Here is a 17,479-nt window from a genome sequence, read left to right on the forward strand (position 1 = left end):
ACATGAACAAGAAGGTTATTCAGGAATTTCAACAATATCAGGAAGACCGTTTTACAAAACGAATTATTTTTCACGAAGGAGAAAGCACCGTGTTCCTGCTGAATTTCATGCCAGGGCAGGAGCTTCCTGCCCATAATCATCCGGGAGCCGATGTATTTATTACAGCCCTCACGGGCAGCGGAACGATGGTGGTCGATGGAAAAGAGCATGCCTTAGCCCAAGGAGAAGCGATTCATATTGCGGGGAATGAGGTATTCGCTTACCGTAACAGCGGCGGGGAGCCGGTCTCTCTGTATGTCGTTCTCGCGAAGGTGCCGGATGAGCGATATGTGAAGGAGATCTAAGTTTAGACAGGTTGATGTCCTCTATAGCGTCTTGAATGATGCCCCGGTACTGCTCGTTATGCTTGAGCTCTCGCAGAAGTATTGGCTTCACGATCCGTTTATCCAAGCCGCCTTTGGTCCTCGCAGTGTGCGCAAGGCCGAGCAAGGCATTTCCCCGTATGCCAGCGTCTTCATGATCTGCGAGCCGAAGGCACAAATTCTGCGCGAACCGCGAACTGTGATGATACAGCCCCACCGTAAGCGGCAGCACCCGCAATTCATCGACCCGCTGACGTTCCACAATCTCTTCTATCTCAGGCTGACTTAAGGGTTCTATATGCTGATACATACGCTCCTTCATTTTATCACTCTCCTAGCAAAAATAGGCAGTTTAAGCCCTTTGCTGAATATATCTCCTGAAGCAGCCTTTAAACCTCTCATAGAGCGGTGTAATACCGCTAATTTCTTCCTTAAATTCATCATATATTGCTGCACGCTGCTGCTGCTCCAGTGCCGCATCAAACTCCGCATGCTCGTAAATGTTAAGCAGTTCATAGAAGAATTCACAAGGCTCCTTAACCGCCTGAACAGAATCGGCATAACTGCCCGCCGAATAAAGGAAGGTTGCCCAGGAAATCTCTCGGCGCTCATAGCGTAAATATAAGCAGGCTATATAGAGATCACATAAATAATCCGTATCCAAGGGCACAAAGGGCTCCGAATGAACAAATTTACTCACAATGCTAACAGCCTGCGGCTGAAACCGTGTCACAGACAAATCTATAATCCAATAAGGCGGATGGGGGTGTTCTTCAATGATCTCGTCGCAAAACAGCTGAAAATACTTGTAATTAATCAGCTCGCTCTCTAGTAAAATCAGCAATTGGCCTGCAAAGCCCTTATCTAGTTCCAACTCCATGCTGCCCCCCTCTATCATTCCAACTAAGATGACCATCATCGTGATTATTTTACTATACTCCTTGAAGTTTTTTCCGTTTATAATAGCTACTTAATAATACTAGAAGGGGTGATAGGATTGTTTCCGGTGTTAGAGACAGAAAGGCTCAGGCTTAGGGAAGTCACCTTAGAGGACGCAGACGGACTCTTTGCTTGTTTCTCCAATGACCAGGTCACGCGCTATTATGGACAGGAACCCTTACAGCATATAGAACAAGCTGAGAAGTTGGTTGAACACTTTGCAAATCTCTACAATGATACAAGGGGCATACGCTGGGGAATTGAGCGAAAAGAGATTCAAGGGATCATTGGAACCCTCGGTTACCATGCTTGGTCTCCTAAACATAAGCGGGCAGAAATAGGCTATGAAGTTCACCCAAGCCAGTGGGGACAGGGCTTTGCTACAGAAGCCTTGTCCAAGGCACTTGCCTATGGCTTTGAGGTAATGGAGCTCATTCGGATCAGTGCCGTAGTGTATACCCGCAATGAAGCTTCCCAGCAGCTGCTGGTCAAAGCAGGCTTCCAAAAGGAGGGACTTCTGCGAAAATATATGTTCCAAAACGGTGCGGCCCACGATACCTATATCTATTCCTTACTTAGAGAAGATTTTAGCGACACAGTGTAAATAACAGCTATCCTTAATCATAAAAAAACTGGGAAGGCTTGCTAGTATATCCACAACGCTGCAGCCTTCCCTTCATGCCATCACAGTATCGCTAGAAATACTCTGAACAGCGCCTTGCATCTATTGCTCTGCCAAATCCTCCTTTCCCTATAGCCGGGCTGCAGAGCCATCCCAAGCTCTAGGCTCGTCGTCCTTTAGGCTCGTCCTGAACCACACTCCCACAGCCGAGTAAGCCGCACAAGCTTCCGCAAATCCTCATACAGCTCGATGCGTTTAGATCCTCTTTCTGCCAGCGGCTCTAGTGTCTGCACCGCTCTCTCATAAGGACTTGATATAAACCGGTCAATCCTTTCATCCGCTAGAAGGGCTGCCACCTGAAGAGCATCTCTCCCGCCCTGTTCGGTTAATCCTCGCATTCTCTCCTGGCCTTCTATGTACTCGGATTCAGCATGCCTGACAAAATAAAGCATGGTATTCATCTCTGTTCCCCCTCTCCCTTATCACCTCGTTACTTCCCTTGCTTCCTTGATTTCTATTTCAACCGGAAAGTTCGGTTCCCCATTCGGCTGACCAGTACAACAGCTAGAGTAAGGTAGATAAGTGCAGCCGCGCATACGATCAGGGCAAACCAGCCTGGGGCTGCGTTAATCCTTAAGGAGATAATGCAGAGGATCGACAAAGCCCAGTTCACAATAAACATGAAAGGATTCTTCATATTGAACTCGGTCGTATAGGGCTGGAATATATAATAAACAAATAGATGGTGTACGCTGTAGAACACAGCTAGTCCAAGCGGCACCAACACTGCAGCTGCCATCTCGATGCCCGTCCATTCGGCGCCTGCCAGGATGAGGAGAACCGTAAGCGCTAAGCTAATAGCTGCTCCGGGAATCAGATTCAGGAGGATGATGCGGATAAGCCGCAGGCGGAAATTTTGCATTAACGCAGCCCGTTCACGGTAGAAGCCATAATGCAGCAGCTGCATGTCACAATTATAGAACATAGCCTTGCACACCTTTTCCCCGATCGATAGAAAGAACATGATGAAGACCAGTCCAGGCAGGCTGTTATGCAGAGCTGTGAACCGACTCCCAGCAAGGTCCGGCTGAATGAAGGTAAAGATAAGACCTGCCGCGAAGAGCGCGCCAATAATACGCAGTCTTGCGTAAAGGGGTCGAATGATGGTCCGGCTGTGTCTTTGAAAAAAAGCCGCGTTAAGCAGATGATATCCGGATTTGTTCCTAAGACTCCCATGTGCCCTTTTACTGGCTGAGAAGTCCTCTTCCTTCGTCTCTACATCCGCCTTCTGCGCATCCTTCATCATCTGACCCAGATTCAGCAGTGGCTCATCCTTCTGAGTGATTGCATAAACTGCAGCCCGGTAACGGGGATAGCGAGCCAAATACCAGATGCCCCATAGGCCAGCAGCGGTGAAGATGAGAGCAACAGGCAGGCTCAGGAACAGCCGGACAGACAAGACTGGCATCTCCAGCAGCAGCGGAAGATAAGCCAGCGCCGCCCCCGCGAAGATTCCCAGCCAGATGACAGCGTTATTTTTAATTAAGATAATCCCCTTCTTGTCAAAAACCCACAAATGCAGTGCCTCTGACGCCACTCTCCAAAGCACCATGAAGAGCGTGAGGAGTACACCCTGCCATACCGGGGCCCCCGTCAGGCCGAACAACACCGTAACTACTGGCAGGAAATAGACCAAGAAGGATACGTAACGAGAACTCATCAAGGCATGCATATACCGGTCGGCCGGCAGCCTCATGAGCCTTACCGCAACATACTTTTCCCGCTTCGGGTACAGAATTTGTGAGTTGCTCATGGCCCCCGCGAGAAAGCTCAGCATCACAAACATATGGAGGAACAAATTTTGCTGCTCTAACTGACTTAATCCTTCACTCATATAGACAGCAGGATAATAGATGAGTAACCCGACATAAAGCAGCTTGTTCAGGAACCCCCACAGAATGGTGAGGATTAGGGCGACTACAGCTGCAAAGCGTTTGACCCCAAGATTGGCGTACGCCCTATCCTTGATTTGCTTGCCGATCAATGGAAGCCTCTGAAGATAATAAATCAGGGCATTCGCGACCGAAGAAACCTTGATTCTCAGAGACGTATTAAGGGTTCGGAGCATGGTCTTCCTCCTTCAGCAGCTGGATGACACTCTCCTCAAATTCAGGACTGTGAAGCAAATGGGCTGGAACGGCATCCAGCTTCCCGTTATGTAAGACGACCAATTCATCGCATAGGTCTGAAGCAAGCTGTAAGATATGGGTGGAGAAGATAATAATATGCTCCTGCTTCATTTCGCGCAGCAATTTCTTCATTTCCAGAGCTACCACAACATCAAACGAGGTTAGAGGCTCATCCAGCAAAATCAGCGGCGGCCGGGTAATCATATAGCACAGCATTTGGATTTTATTCTTCATACCGTGGGAATAGCCCTTGATCAGCCGGTGCCGGTCCTCTTCCTCAATCTTAATCAAGCTCATATAGTCATCAATCGATCGGTCACCTTGAATATGATCATGATTGGCATCCATGAAAAATTTGAGGAATTCATACCCGGTCAGAAACTCCGGCAGAATCGGAAGCGAGTGCACATAGCCAACATGCTCCTCGCGCAGCACTTTAGACACATCACCCTCTACAAGCCGCGCGGCCCCCGCATCCGCAGCCAAATCGCCGCTAAGACAGTTGAACAAGGTGGTCTTCCCGGCACCATTGCGGCCTAGAAGGCCATAAATTTTGCCTTGTTCAAAACTATAATCAATGTTCTCCAAGACTCGCTTATCTCCAAAGCTCTTACGGATATTTTCCAAGATCAATTGCATATTTCCATTCCTCCCTCCTTAACCAAATAACAGACATATACACTCCATCATACGGCCTAAACTTGAATCCGTTGCATGAACAGCAGCTCCCCTTATCTGTAAAGCGCTCCCATCCCCCTAATCATTATTCATAAAGGTTCTATGATAGGCGTTGCGGAACTGCTTCGGCGTCATGTTCTCGTATCTTCTAAATAACCTCATAAAATATTTCTCATCTGAAAATCCAACCTCTGCAGCAATCTCCTTAATGGTCAGCGTAGTTCTGGACAACAGCTCCTTCGCTTTGCCAATACGGACGCTATGGATATACTCCAGCGGATTCTTAGAGGTATGCTGCTTGAACAGCCGGGTCAGATAATCCTTGTTATAGCTGAATCTGCAGGCGATTTCGCTGACGGTTAAGGGCTCCGCGGCATGAATGCGTGTCCACTCCAGAATTTTGGCAAATTGAATATCGCCCTTAGCCCCTCCCCCTCTTAAGCTGTAGCTGCTTAGAATCTGCTCGGAAATCTCAATCAACAGGGACGTAAACGGATAATTCACACTGTGGTAAGTCAAATAATTCGAATTGGCAATATGGAGGATTTGATTGATCAGCACACTGATCCGGTCATTGGCCCCGAGATGCATAAATTTAGGGATATACAGGTGGCGTATAGAGCAGCTGCGCGGAAGTGCCTTGTGAATAAGGGCCGCTTCACGCTTCATCTCTTCCTGGGTCAGCACGGTAAACTCTTCGGGCAAATCAAAATGGAACCAATAGAAGGACACCCCCGGAGTGGATGCCTGGTATCCGGCATGCCTGCGCCCTGGGGATAGCAGCAGGAGATCGCCGGGACCCACCTCATACTTATTCTCTTCTTCCTGAATATAGACGATCCCGTTAACGCCAAGGATCAACTCATAGCTGTCCATCACCCGGTCTGCATGGCTCCAGGCTGCTTCGGACAGGAACTCCCCAGCCGACGTAAATGGAATAGGCCAGTCCACATTAACCTTTATAAATGACATCCTAGCTTCGCTCCCAACAAGTCGGATTCATCCACCTTTTGTACGGATAGGCTACCGACAAATCCAACTTTGAATGTTAACTTAAGGATAAAATATACACCTGCCATCTCAACTGTGGCAAGGGACTAAAGGAGAGAAAATAGAAATGGCCGCACAAGCTTTTGACTTAAGTAAAGTCCGAATTCACTCAGGGCCTCTGAAGCATGCCATGGAACTAAATGGCGCCTATCTGCTGAAGCTGATCCCGGACCGCCTGCTGTCCCGGTTCAGAGAATACGCCGGGCTAACTCCCAAAGCCCCTCATTATGAGGGCTGGGAAGCGATGGGGATCAGCGGACATACGCTGGGACACTATTTATCAGGCTGTTCCTTGATGTATGCCTCCACGGGTGAACCCGCCTTTTTGGAGCGAGTGAACTATATCGTGGATGAGCTAGAGCTCTGTCAGCGCGCTCATGGAAACGGATTCATTTCCGGCATTCCCCGCGGCAAGGAGCTGTTTGAAGAGGTCAAGACCGGCGATATTCGCTCCCAGGGCTTTGACCTGAATGGCGGATGGGTGCCGCTGTACACGATGCACAAGCTGTTCGCCGGCCTGCGGGATGCCTACCGCCTTGCTGACAACAAGAAGGCGCTGGAGCTTGAGGTTCGATTAGGGGAATGGCTGGAGGATGTATTCGCGAACTTGAGCGACGAACAGGTACAACAGGTGCTGCACTGCGAATTCGGCGGAATGAATGAAGTCCTGACCGACCTGGCCAGCGATTCAGGCCAGCCCAAGTTCCTTAAGCTCGCAGAGAAATTTTATCATGGCGAAGTGCTGGACGACCTCGCCGGAGCCCGTGACACCTTATCCGGCCGCCATGCCAACACCCAGATCCCGAAGATTATCGGGGCAGCAAGACAGTACGAGGTAACCGGCAAAGAGATTTACAGTAATATCTCCCGCTTTTTCTGGGATCGCGTGGTGCACCACCATTCCTATGTCATCGGCGGCAACAGCTACAATGAGCATTTCGGCGACCCCGGGCATTTGAATGACCGGCTGGGTGAAGGCACCTGTGAGACCTGTAATACCTATAATATGCTTAAACTAACACGCCATATGTTTGCTTGGGATGAGCAAGCAGCCTATGCCGATTACTATGAGAGAGCTATGTTTAATCATATTTTGGCCTCCCAGCAGCCGGAGGACGGCAGCGTCTGTTATTTCGTCTCCCTGGAGATGGGCGGGCGCAAGTCGTTCAATTCCCAGTTCGACAGCTTCACCTGCTGTGTCGGGACCGGAATGGAGAGCCACGCCATGTATGGGGCGGCCCTATATTTCCATGCTGGGGATACGCTCTATGTCAATCAATATGTATCCTCCACCTTGGATTGGGAGCAGAAGGGCGTGAAGCTTACCCAAGAGACGACCTTCCCGGCTGATGGCAAAGGGAAACTCACGATTCGGCTGCAGGAACCTGGGCGCTTCACCCTTAAGCTGAGATGCCCTTACTGGGCAGAGCAAGGCATGAGCATCCGAGTCAATGGGCGCCAGCTGGACGGTCCATTCAAGCCTTCCACCTATGTCAGCATAGAACGCGAATGGCAGTCCGGCGATGTCGTGGAATACGACATTCCCATGACCGTGCGAACCGAATCTATGCCCGACAATCTGAAACGGATCGCCTTCCTGTACGGTCCGCTTGTCCTCGCTGGCGATCTAGGCCCACTAGAATCGGAGAAAATGCATACGAAGACGCTAGCCTCAGTGCTGATTGGAAGCGCAAACGGGCTGGCTGCGAAGATGACTCCGCTTGCCGGCGCGAAGAACCGCTTCCTCCTGGAAGATGGTGGGGTCGACGGAAACCTAGAGCTGCGCCCGTTCTATGAGATGTACGACCACCGCTATACGGTCTACTGGGATGTATTCACGCCGGAGGAATGGGCTCATGCCCAAGCCGAATACAAGGCGGCCATTGAGACCAATATCCGGCTGGAGCAGCGCACCGTGGACTTCGTCCAACCGGCCGAGATGCAGCCGGAACGGGATCACCAATTCGAAGGAGAACATGTGGGGCTTGGCTCCATCTATAACCGGAAGTATCGCGATACTTGGCCGAATGGATGGTTCTCCTTCGTTATGAAAGTTCTGCCTGATGAGCCGGCAGAGCTTGCGGTTACGTACTTGGTCGGAGGTACCCCGCTGGATGGATTTGATCTTACCGCAAGCGGACTGCCACTTGGCCCAGGAAAGCTAGAATCCAAAGAGATCGGTAAGTTCGAGACGTATATTTATGAGCTTCCCCTTCAGGTCACAGAGGGGCGATCGGAGGTAACCATCAAATTCGCCGCCCTTCCTGGCCGCAAGGTAGCCAGAGTTGCCGGCTTGCGGATTGTGCGCAAGGATTGATTCTTAAGGGAGGCTTACCCGGTAAGCCTCCTTGTTTCCCCTTATATACACAGAATCATGCGCCTCCCTGATCTAACTCCAGAACCAGTGCCTTCAGCACCCGGTAGATTTCCCACGTAGCAGAGAGAAGCAAGCTGCAGAGGGCGTTCCTCATCAGCTTATTCAACTCGGCTTCCTCTTCGGCCAACTTGTTGGTTGAGAGTTAGAGCCCGCCCCGTTCCTAACTCAAACTCGCCCCATTGTGTTCTCACTCCTTCCGGAGCAGATGATCTATTGAATACAGTGTAGCCCGCTTGTTTTTTCAAAAACAAGCTTAACTTTCAGTTATTACCCCACCGGATTGGCATTTTTCACACTCTATTCACCAAAAATGTAGTCAAATGTTAAATAAGGAGTTATAATACAAATCAGTTCATCGTTAATCTGAATATTCCTTACACAGGTGAAGCACACCTCCGCATATCATCAGGATGCCGGAGGTGTTTTTTTTGTGTAGAAATTGGCGATGACTATACTACGGAAAACGTTGGGAGAGAAATATGTGATGAAGAAACTACTAGCTTTTCTAACCGCTGCAGCTATGTTATCTGCTGTTCTAGCCGACTCGGCAGCAGCTGCCGCTTCGATCAAGCGTGTGAGTAAGCCACAGATTCAAGTGCTGCTAGATGGGAAGAAGATGAGCTTCGCCGATGCCAAGCCTTTCTCCGACAGCAGCAAGAGGGTTCTCGTTCCAATCCGCTTCGTCTCTGAAGCGCTTGGTGCCAAGGTCGACTGGAACAGTGCAAAGTCTACGGTGAATATCTCAATGAACAAGAAAGAGGTCACTCTGGTTCTGGGACAGTCATCAGCTAAGGTCAATGGAGTAACGATGAAATTTGATACCCAAGCGGTCTCAAGCCACTCCCGTATCTTTGTGCCACTGCGATTTGTATCCGAGGCATTAGGGCAGACCGTGAATTGGGATTCCCAGGGGAGCTGGGTTTGGATTGGGAAGCAGGAAGTGCCGAAGATTGAGGATGTTAGCGAGTTGAAGGACTTGGGAGAGTATAAGAAGTATTTTAGTGGGGACTACGGTAGGAGTTTAATTAGTTATGGGAAAGATAGTAAATTCAAATCAATAAGAATTATATCTGCAGCTCAATTACCCGTAAAAATTCTCGATCATACAATTTATGACATTTGGACTGTATCTGATGGGGATAATATTGGTCTACAAATTAGATATAAAGGACCAGACTTAGATATGTTCTTTATCTCTTCTAAATTTGAACCTAAACAAAGATCTGGCTACATAAAAAAAATTTCTGAGGGTTTTAAGATAGCTACATATGAGTTAAAGCATCCTGGAGATGGACTGTTCCACGGGGACAATAATTGGAGAACCCTTTCATTAAAGTCAATTGATTATTTTTGCTTTCGATCTTATATCGGAGAAGATAGCGTTCATCTCTTGTTTAACCCTTTTAAATGATTCATTACAGGAGAATCAATATGAAATTCAAAGCACTAATTTATTTTATTTTGTTATTATTTTTAATTTTACTTATTACACCGAGTACAAAAGTATTTAGTGCAATACAAGGACCTAACACACTAATAACAACTAAGAGTGCCCAAAATGAAAATGTGTACTACACTGTTGCACTCTTTTATGTTGATGTATGGACAGATTCTTCAAATAATTATATTGCCGACCCCTTTTCTGGTGAGATTTTAAGAAGGGGACAATATCTTGATCGAATGCATTACGATTGGATCTATGAATTTAACTTCCCTGGTAGAAAAATCAAAGATATTTCAGCTAGCGAATTTGAGAATAGTGTGCAAGGTGAAACCGACTTATGGGTAGATACAATGTTTTCCACTTCAAGGTTTGGTAAACACTTTACCGATTATGAAGAAAACCTTGGAAAAACTAATAAAGTTTATGTAATTAATAAGATTGGAAAAGGTACACCATCTGGACAAATTACTCTAAATCAAACAGCAACCTTATCAGGAACTCCGAAAAGTCTCCCAAGAGACGGACTTGCAAAAAACGTATATGGCTTCGAATATTACTTCCCAATCCTTATCCGCATCGAACTCGAACCCCTCTCCGGCAAAGCCGAAATCAGACACTTCACCAAAGACGGAAAGAGTCTTGACGGTGTGGATGGATTTAAGAATTACGAAGAGAAGCTGGAATTGAAGAAACCGTATACTCCTAAGCACACTCCTGAGCCAGCGAATTATAAGTATATTGGCTATAAGAAGAGCACGGTTAGCTTACCCTCCGGTGGTGAACGGCAAGAGGGCGAACCCCCGGCCATAAGTGAGTACGAAGGAGATTTCCCTGTTTACTACATAAATTATTACTATGAGAAAATCGGTCAGCAGTGCAAGCCTGGAGAACCGTCTTGCGGAGGAGAAGCTCCCCCACCTGATGTTAACTGCACCGAGCAAACCGGGCAGATTCTAAGCGGAGATATCTCCGATCCTGCAGCTAGTGCTGTCATAAGAGCAGATAGGCGTGGAAGCGAGCAGTTTAATGTGCTTGACGGAATTCCTACCTCCGAAAGCCTATACGGAAATGTATCGGCCAAGAATTACTTATATCGGGATAAGTTCGTCCAGAAGGTTGGAAGATGCACCTATACGGTTCCTGTGACCAAGACCTACAACCTGGAATGGACCGAGACGGAGGATGGCCCCCCTGATGCGAAGGGAAAGCCTACGAAAGTAGAGGTTCCCAAGACCGATTCAAAGACTGTAACCAAAACCTACACCGTGGAGCGATCTTATGCTTATTGGAAGATTGAAAATTTAGAGGTCTACCGAATTCGGGAAGCCGAGCTTCAGAATTATGCCTTTGCGAACAGCAGCATTCAAATACTTCCAAGCGGATATCTTCCTCCAGACTACGAGTTCTCCACTGGTGGCGGCTATACACCGGCGCCGAGTAAAGAGGTGACGCTTCCCTCCGAGAAGGCAGGCAAAAATGTGCCTGACCAAGACTTCAAGAGTGATGCGGAGAAGGCCATTGCGAAGATAAAGGTGCGCAGCGACTATTTGAAATTCAATGGCAGCCTGATTATGGATAATAGGGAAACAGAGGAGAACGCCCCGGTCCCTGGCCAAATCCCTGCTCCTGCCGCCATCGGCCAGGATATCTTGTACAGCACAGGCCATGTCATTCCGAGCACGAAAGTGAACAAGAAGGACCAGCCCAGCAGCGGAACCCTGCATTACAGTCTGATGAATGCAAGCATAGGCGGAGGCTCTGACCGAAGCTACCCGATTCAGGGCATCAACCCTGTCACTGTTCATACGCCAGTGGTGATGTATGCTTCCGTCTCTGACGACCAGGCTCATAACCAGAAAACAACCCCCACTGCGGGAAGGTCCGCTGTGATTCTGGATCGTCCGTTTACGGTTACTCTGCCCACTGCCGGGCAGCATGTTCAATATACCGGGTACGGTTACCGTGATTATGCGAAATATACTCGAACCAAACAGGTACAATTTCCGTTCGACGTATATACGGATTCCAGAGATAAGTACATCCCCAAGAATACTTGGATCGATGTCCCGGTCGGGCAAACTCAGGTTAGCTTCTTCCTCCCCGTCTGGGTAGACGAAGGCTATTACGATGTCCGGTTCCGCAGCATCGTGGAGAACGCGCCTTTTGACTATTCCGAGCAGCTCCTTGCCAACACTGCGCTGGTTCATCATGCCGCGGGAGATAGCATTCCGGTAGAAGTCATTGGGCGGCTGTATGATTTTCATGTGACAGACATCGCAGATTATCTATGGGAGCCGGTGTTCCGCTTACAGAAGGGCAGCAGCATGCCCACAGGCCATTCCTATTGGGTAGGACAATCGGGCATTGATGGCGCCTTAAGAGGGAATGACAGCCTGTTTACCCTTCCCATTCATCCTGGGAGCCACCCGGATACCGGTTATCGCAATGTCGCCGTTAAGACCGGATACCATTTTAAATTTGATTTTAAAACGAAAGGGAATATGTTTGACTTAGGGGACCAAATTCGGATTACGCCCTCGTTCTTCTTCGTCACCAAAGATGGGCGGACAAGAGTTCCGGTAGATCTGTACTATCATGATCCTATACGAAAATTCATCAAGATCGGGTCTCCCGAGGATACGGTCAAGCGCTATGTCCTGCTTGGGGATCGGCTGCGAAATGTTCCCGCCGAAGAGTTAACAGATACCGCTCTGTACCGCTACGACCATGATTATACCTTTGGCCAAATCGCTAATCTCAGCCGCAATCATTTTGTGTCCAGATATCTTTACCGTGCAGCCAACACCCGCATCCCCATTGGCTCCTTTAGCCTGCTGACGCTTCCCGGAGAAGCCCGAACCCTGATCGGTCCTAAAACGGGAGTCCCTGCTTCCGTGCAGCCTGACAGGGCCAATGCCGCCATCCAAAAATGGTACGGAGAATACAGTCTGCCGGCCGACGTCTACGCAGTAAGGGCCGGGACTCGCTTATCTGAGTACGGCCGGACACATCGCGGTTTGACAGATCGGTCCTCCGTCTTCCTAAGGAATGGTTATATCATCGTAAATTTCAATCTGGAGTCCCTCCCCATGGGAGACCCTGCCCGGCCGCGCCTGCAATACATTCATGCACCACTCATGAACCAGTGGAGACTGGAGGGGTTTAAATCTCTTGTAACAGATTCCTTCAAGCACACCTTTCAGCTGCAAGACGGAGATGTGGTCTTCTATGATGCCGATCTCTCCAGCCGAGATGACTTCCAAGCGAGTGTAACACATTAGCCTATTCGCTTATAGGAGTCTCCTAACCTAACTAACCCTACCTATACACCAAAAAAACAACTAAAGCCCAGCATAACCGTCTAAGCGGCCGAGCTGGGCTTCTTCGCTAATTTATTTCACATACCAAAGCAAACAAGGCAAGCAAAAGTCACACCACAGAGCTGCGGATGCCGCTCTTCAACATCATTTCGATCTTGATGTACTGCTCCTGGGCCTTGGCTAGGGAACGAGTCTTTCGCTGCAGCTCCGCAGACAGCCTTCTGCTGCGATCCCGAACGTCAGAACATGCTTTTTGAACCTGTCTCAGCTGGCTTTGAACATTCCCCTCGCTGTAAGCTCTACCTACTCCCGAGGTAATTCGTTGCGCCTCGCTTAGGATTTTAGTAACCTTCCCTTCCATACGGGAATCTAAGCTTCGCAGCTTGGCCTGCAGATCGCCCAGTCGTGAGACATTCACCAGCATAAGTCCCTGCGAAGCGGAGGCCAGACCTCTAGCCACCTTGCCCGCAAAATTTTTGACCGTTGCCGCCGTATGCTTGCCTGCACTCTTGATACCACTCTTCGTCAACTTCACCATCGATTGCATGCCTTCTTTGAAATCCTTGACCTTGGCCTTGGCTCCTTCTTTAACCTGATGAAACGTATGCTTAACCGCATCGACGGCACTGTTCCAAGTATCCTTCAAGGCCTGAATCGTTTTCTTGGCTCCTTCTACAATCGCATTGCAAAGATTCTTGATCGCCTGAGCCATTCTGGTCATGAACTGGCCAACCGCAGCAGCGGCCGCCTCTGCGCCATCCTTAATGGCCCGGGCTGTATCCTGAATACCCGCCCTCATTTGAGCCCAGCCATCCTTGACCTGCTGTGCGAATTTTGCCACCGCGGCACCGATATTGCCGGCTACTTCCTTCATTTTATCGACAGCCTGCTCAAACTTCTTCACAATCCAGTCCCCGAACTGCTGCAGCTTCTCCATGACGAACTGTCCCAAATTGGAGAGATTCTTACCCAGCGAATGAATGAAATCATCTGAGAACAAATAGGGCATTAGCGCACCTGCCGCAAAGGTCACGGCCAATTCAGCTTCATCTCCGTACTTCTCAGCAATGCTGGAGAAAGCGTAGTCGTCCAAATGGCTGAGAACCATCACGATTCCTGTTCCGGTCTGGAGAACGCCTTCTTTCTCAAAGCCCTCCGCTCCGCTTTCCATCAAGGCCAGCAGCCCGTCAATGGCATAGCTGCGGAACGGCTCCTCCATCGTCTTATTGATATAGACGGTATAATCGTTGATAAATTGCGCAATTGTCCCCTGCGGGGCTTTCTCCCGAAGCTGCCCTTGCTCATCAAGCACAATATTCGGACGGTGATTAAAGATAAATTTCTCTTGTTTGTCCGTGTCGATGTACTTGATCACTCCGGCAATGGGATTCAGCAGACAGTTCACGAAGTCATCTTCTGCCGAGATCGAGACGATCTTATGCTTATTCGCTGCAATCTCATCCTTGTATTTCTCCAGAAATTCCTTGGAGAAGCCTTGACCGTCAAACGAAACCGCCCGGTCTACCTTATCCGACAGAATCGCCACGTATTGGGTCTTATTGCCTCCCTTAGAATGGCCAGTTACCGTGATATTGTCGTATTCCAGACTCTCAATATACTTCAGCGCTGCCTTCTGCTGGACCGTATCGGATACATATCCCCCTTGGCCGTTATCATGCCATTCGTAGTCCCCGCCCGTGCCGCGGAAGACAACCGTTGCTTGCCCCTTGGGATCCACAAAGGTGGCTACGCGCATGCCTTTCTCCAACACCTGACCATCGCTGTCCTTGATGACCTGCCCGCTCTTGTTATACATAACCCCGGTTTGGCCGTGCTTGACCTTTAGTGCCTTCAATTCAGGGTCTTTTTCGATCGCTTTAAGTATCGTAACCCATTCTTTCTTAGACATTTTGCAGGGATACTCGTCTTCTCCACCGATATCATTAAGGTTGCGGCTTTGCTCTAATCCATCCTTGTACAGCATGGTTTTGACGATGGAGCCTACGGTCATATCCTCCCGGTTTACCACATTCTGAAGATAAATCAGGTTATCCAGCAGAAGCAGCTGGCTTTCGCTGAGCTCAGACATGCTATTAGCCCCCTTATTCCAAAATTTCGAGGTTATTGCTGATCATAATGATCTTATAGTCGCGTACAAAATACTCCCCGGTATCCTTAGCGCTTAACGCAGCCATGTTGATATCATCGAATTTGCTATCCTTGACTACATACAGCCTTACATCACCAACCATTTTGTGCTGAATCATACGTTTGGCAATTTGGTTCAAGCTTGCCTCATCATCCTTGCCCGCAGCCGAGGATTCCTTCACAAAGATTACGCTATCCGAATTGAACGTCTCTCCTTCACGATAGATCTCCTCAAGCTTCGTCGCCTTCGTCAGCCGGTCCGGGAAGACACCTTCCCCAAAGCTAACAAAGACCTTAGAGTCCTTATATATTTCCTGAGCAAACCGGGACATCATCTCTTCATATTGCGGCCTGATATATATGCCAAAGTACCCGTCACGAATGCTGTAGGTGCCATCTTTCATCCGGGTTCCCCAGATATCAAAGGCATCCTGCTCACTTCCCGATTTCGGATAGGCACGCAGTTGATCATAGCTATAGGCAAAGCCGCTTAAAGTTAGAGACAGAGGAACAAATTCCTCCCCATATTTCTTCTCCAGGTGTTCCATCATCTCCGCCTTAATCGCTTCCGGGTCCGGCTTCTTCTTCATGCATGCACTCACTCCTAGTAAAATGATCAATGCCAACAGCAACAGTACAGCTCGCTTTATCCAAGAATTCAATTGAAAGCTCCTCCCGGTTCACTGATCTGTCCGCCCGGGCAAGAATGCCCGCTGCATTTCATTTTGGCATTACATTTTGGGATTTCACACATCTAAATCTACCATTCCAAGCTAAGTTCAGGGGCTGAGAGCTGCCGTTCCAAATGCCGACTAATGGCTAAATCCAAGATTTCCTGCAGCTTCTCCTGCTCCTGTACCATCAGTTCACTGATCCGGCTTCCGAAGCCGGCCATCCAAGGCTCTACTTGGAGCATCTCTCTATCCAGCGTGAACAAAGCCGCTCCCATTAAGATAGTCTGTACACTGTCAAAAATAAGACCAACGCGCTCTGCCGCCTGCTGGGCATAAGCCTCTGCACACGCAGGCACGGCCTTTTGGTAATCCTCGTCTGTAATTTTCGCCAGCTCAAGCTCCAGTTCACAACGATTCGCCTCCAGCAGCTGTCGGGCGTGCCGAATCGTATGCTCGATAGACTGCGAGATCGTCCCTTCACTCAATTCTCCTATATGTAAATAGACCGAATAAACCCCTAAATCAGGCAGTACGCCCCCCTCTTCTTCCGCCTCCGAAAAAAAATATCTCCAGATTTCCGGCTCCACAGCTCCGGCTGAGCTGTAGAACCAGCTGACGAATCGGGAGAACTCGCTCTGCTCAGACAGAATCGGTCTTCCATCATCGCTGAACGCCAGCCGATTGGATAAAGGTCCCTCTGCCTCATCATCCTCTACACGCTGTTTGACGAATGCTACCTTCGCGGTGGCGTCTCCGACAGGATCATCCGCACAGACATAGTTGACCGCTTTGCCTGGCAGCTCCTCCACACTGGGCGCGCCAAAAACCACCGCCTCGATATCAAGAGCATCCGCAAGCTGTGCGGCACGCCAGCCGCTATACCCCATGCCCGTGCAGATGCATCTCGCTCCATCTATAAGACGAAGCTTGAGGTCCTGTGCAGCCCTGTTCATATCGTACACCGTATGCAGCCTTGCTGCCGGTAGATCCTGAAGTACAATAACCATCACATTCGCATCCTCATGATGGAACAGGTACAGCTCCGGGTAACTTGGCCCTTCAACAAGCTCCAGCAGCTTATACTTCATAAGTCTCTGCGAGCTGCGCATATTTTGTGCCAGATCAAGACAGCCCTTGGCCGCCATCTCCGGCTGTAGAATTGTCAGCAGCTCCAAGATCGAGGCGGACCGCTGTGTACGCAGCAGATTTGTATGAGCCAGCTCACATAGCCATAAATACTCCCTTTCGCTTAACATCGTCTAAAGTTCTCCCCGCATCCTTCTGGCATTATTTTTTACTCTTTTGCTTTTGCAGGAGTGCCTTCTTCTCTTCAGCCCGCTTGCGGTCATCCGCGGCCTGGACCTCATGGGCAAGTCTGTTCAGTCCTGTCTCAAGCTCACGAATCTCCGCGTACAGGCGCTGCATCTCGCCCCTTGTCTTGCCCAAGTAATCTTCCTTGAACGCCTCGCTGGCTTTCCCCTTCCACCAGGAGGAAGTGCCCTGCGCCACTGCTGTAAACTGCTTCTCCATACTTTTGAGGTCTGCCTCTCCCTCGGATATTCTTCTAGCCGCCGATCTAATCTCACTTGCGGAATACACGCTCTTCATTCCTCCTGTCCCTAATTCAACTCCGAACACGAATTCAATGATTTACCAAATATACTATCCTATCCCCC

General features: G+C 49.1%; 15 protein-coding genes. 6 read left to right on the plus strand and 9 right to left on the minus strand.

Annotated features, from left to right (window positions below):
- Positions 1-2 precede the first annotated feature (2 nt).
- Positions 3-344, plus strand: coding sequence for a cupin domain-containing protein (locus tag DCC85_RS16255; protein WP_108466517.1), 342 nt, complete (start codon positions 3-5; stop codon positions 342-344).
- 31 nt (positions 345-375) lie between these two features.
- Positions 376-651, plus strand: coding sequence for a hypothetical protein (locus DCC85_RS23040; protein WP_159081905.1), 276 nt, complete (start codon positions 376-378; stop codon positions 649-651).
- Between the two features lie 63 nt (positions 652-714).
- Here DCC85_RS23040 and DCC85_RS16265 read toward each other — a convergent pair whose 3' ends face one another.
- Positions 715-1,242 (minus strand): hypothetical protein, encoded by a 528-nt coding sequence (locus DCC85_RS16265; RefSeq protein WP_108466518.1) that lies wholly within the window; start codon positions 1,240-1,242, stop codon positions 715-717.
- Between the two features lie 117 nt (positions 1,243-1,359).
- Between DCC85_RS16265 and DCC85_RS16270 the strand changes: the two genes are divergently transcribed.
- Positions 1,360-1,905 (plus strand): GNAT family N-acetyltransferase, encoded by a 546-nt coding sequence (locus DCC85_RS16270; RefSeq protein WP_108466519.1) that lies wholly within the window; start codon positions 1,360-1,362, stop codon positions 1,903-1,905.
- Between the two features lie 194 nt (positions 1,906-2,099).
- Here the strand turns inward: DCC85_RS16270 and DCC85_RS16275 are convergent, their stop codons facing one another.
- From DCC85_RS16275 to DCC85_RS16290, 4 genes are all read right to left on the minus strand, one after another.
- Positions 2,100-2,384, minus strand: a complete 285-nt coding sequence (locus tag DCC85_RS16275) for a histidine phosphatase family protein (RefSeq protein ID WP_108466520.1) — start codon at positions 2,382-2,384, stop codon at positions 2,100-2,102.
- A 53-nt stretch (positions 2,385-2,437) separates the two neighbouring features.
- Positions 2,438-4,051: a hypothetical protein gene (locus tag DCC85_RS16280; protein WP_108466521.1), complete on the minus strand. Its 1,614-nt coding sequence runs from the start codon at positions 4,049-4,051 to the stop codon at positions 2,438-2,440.
- Positions 4,035-4,751: an ABC transporter ATP-binding protein gene (locus tag DCC85_RS16285; protein WP_108466522.1), complete on the minus strand. Its 717-nt coding sequence runs from the start codon at positions 4,749-4,751 to the stop codon at positions 4,035-4,037. Before DCC85_RS16285 ends, DCC85_RS16280 begins: the two co-directional genes overlap by 17 nt.
- Positions 4,752-4,868: 117 nt before the next feature.
- Entirely contained in the window at positions 4,869-5,762 is an 894-nt protein-coding gene (locus tag DCC85_RS16290; RefSeq protein ID WP_108466523.1) for an AraC family transcriptional regulator, read from the minus strand.
- A gap of 145 nt (positions 5,763-5,907) precedes the next feature.
- Between DCC85_RS16290 and DCC85_RS16295 the strand changes: the two genes are divergently transcribed.
- The 3 genes from DCC85_RS16295 (at position 5,908) to DCC85_RS16305 (ending at position 12,942) form a co-directional block, all read left to right on the plus strand.
- Entirely contained in the window at positions 5,908-8,157 is a 2,250-nt protein-coding gene (locus DCC85_RS16295) for a glycoside hydrolase family 127 protein (RefSeq protein ID WP_108466524.1), read from the plus strand.
- 544 nt (positions 8,158-8,701) lie between these two features.
- Positions 8,702-9,628: a copper amine oxidase N-terminal domain-containing protein gene (locus DCC85_RS16300; RefSeq protein WP_159081906.1), complete on the plus strand. Its 927-nt coding sequence runs from the start codon at positions 8,702-8,704 to the stop codon at positions 9,626-9,628.
- Between the two features lie 269 nt (positions 9,629-9,897).
- Entirely contained in the window at positions 9,898-12,942 is a 3,045-nt protein-coding gene (locus DCC85_RS16305; protein ID WP_234414208.1) for a DUF5704 domain-containing protein, read from the plus strand.
- A 148-nt stretch (positions 12,943-13,090) separates the two neighbouring features.
- On the opposite strand, the gene DCC85_RS16310 is transcribed toward DCC85_RS16305, so the two are convergent.
- From DCC85_RS16310 to DCC85_RS16325, 4 genes are all read right to left on the minus strand, one after another.
- Positions 13,091-15,070 carry an Mbeg1-like protein gene (locus DCC85_RS16310; RefSeq protein WP_108466527.1) on the minus strand — a complete coding sequence of 660 codons (1,980 nt, stop codon included), beginning with the start codon at positions 15,068-15,070 and terminating at the stop codon, positions 13,091-13,093.
- Between the two features lie 13 nt (positions 15,071-15,083).
- Positions 15,084-15,791, minus strand: a complete 708-nt coding sequence (locus DCC85_RS16315) for a hypothetical protein (RefSeq protein WP_159081907.1) — start codon at positions 15,789-15,791, stop codon at positions 15,084-15,086.
- Positions 15,792-15,889: 98 nt separating this feature from the next.
- On the minus strand, positions 15,890-17,059 hold the full coding sequence (locus DCC85_RS16320) for a hypothetical protein (RefSeq protein WP_108466529.1): 1,170 nt from the start codon (positions 17,057-17,059) through the stop codon (positions 15,890-15,892).
- 31 nt (positions 17,060-17,090) lie between these two features.
- Positions 17,091-17,402 (minus strand): WXG100 family type VII secretion target, encoded by a 312-nt coding sequence (locus tag DCC85_RS16325; protein WP_159081908.1) that lies wholly within the window; start codon positions 17,400-17,402, stop codon positions 17,091-17,093.
- Positions 17,403-17,479: the final 77 nt, after the last annotated feature.

The organism is Paenibacillus sp. CAA11, from assembly GCF_003060825.1.
Taxonomy (GTDB): domain Bacteria; phylum Bacillota; class Bacilli; order Paenibacillales; family Paenibacillaceae; genus Fontibacillus.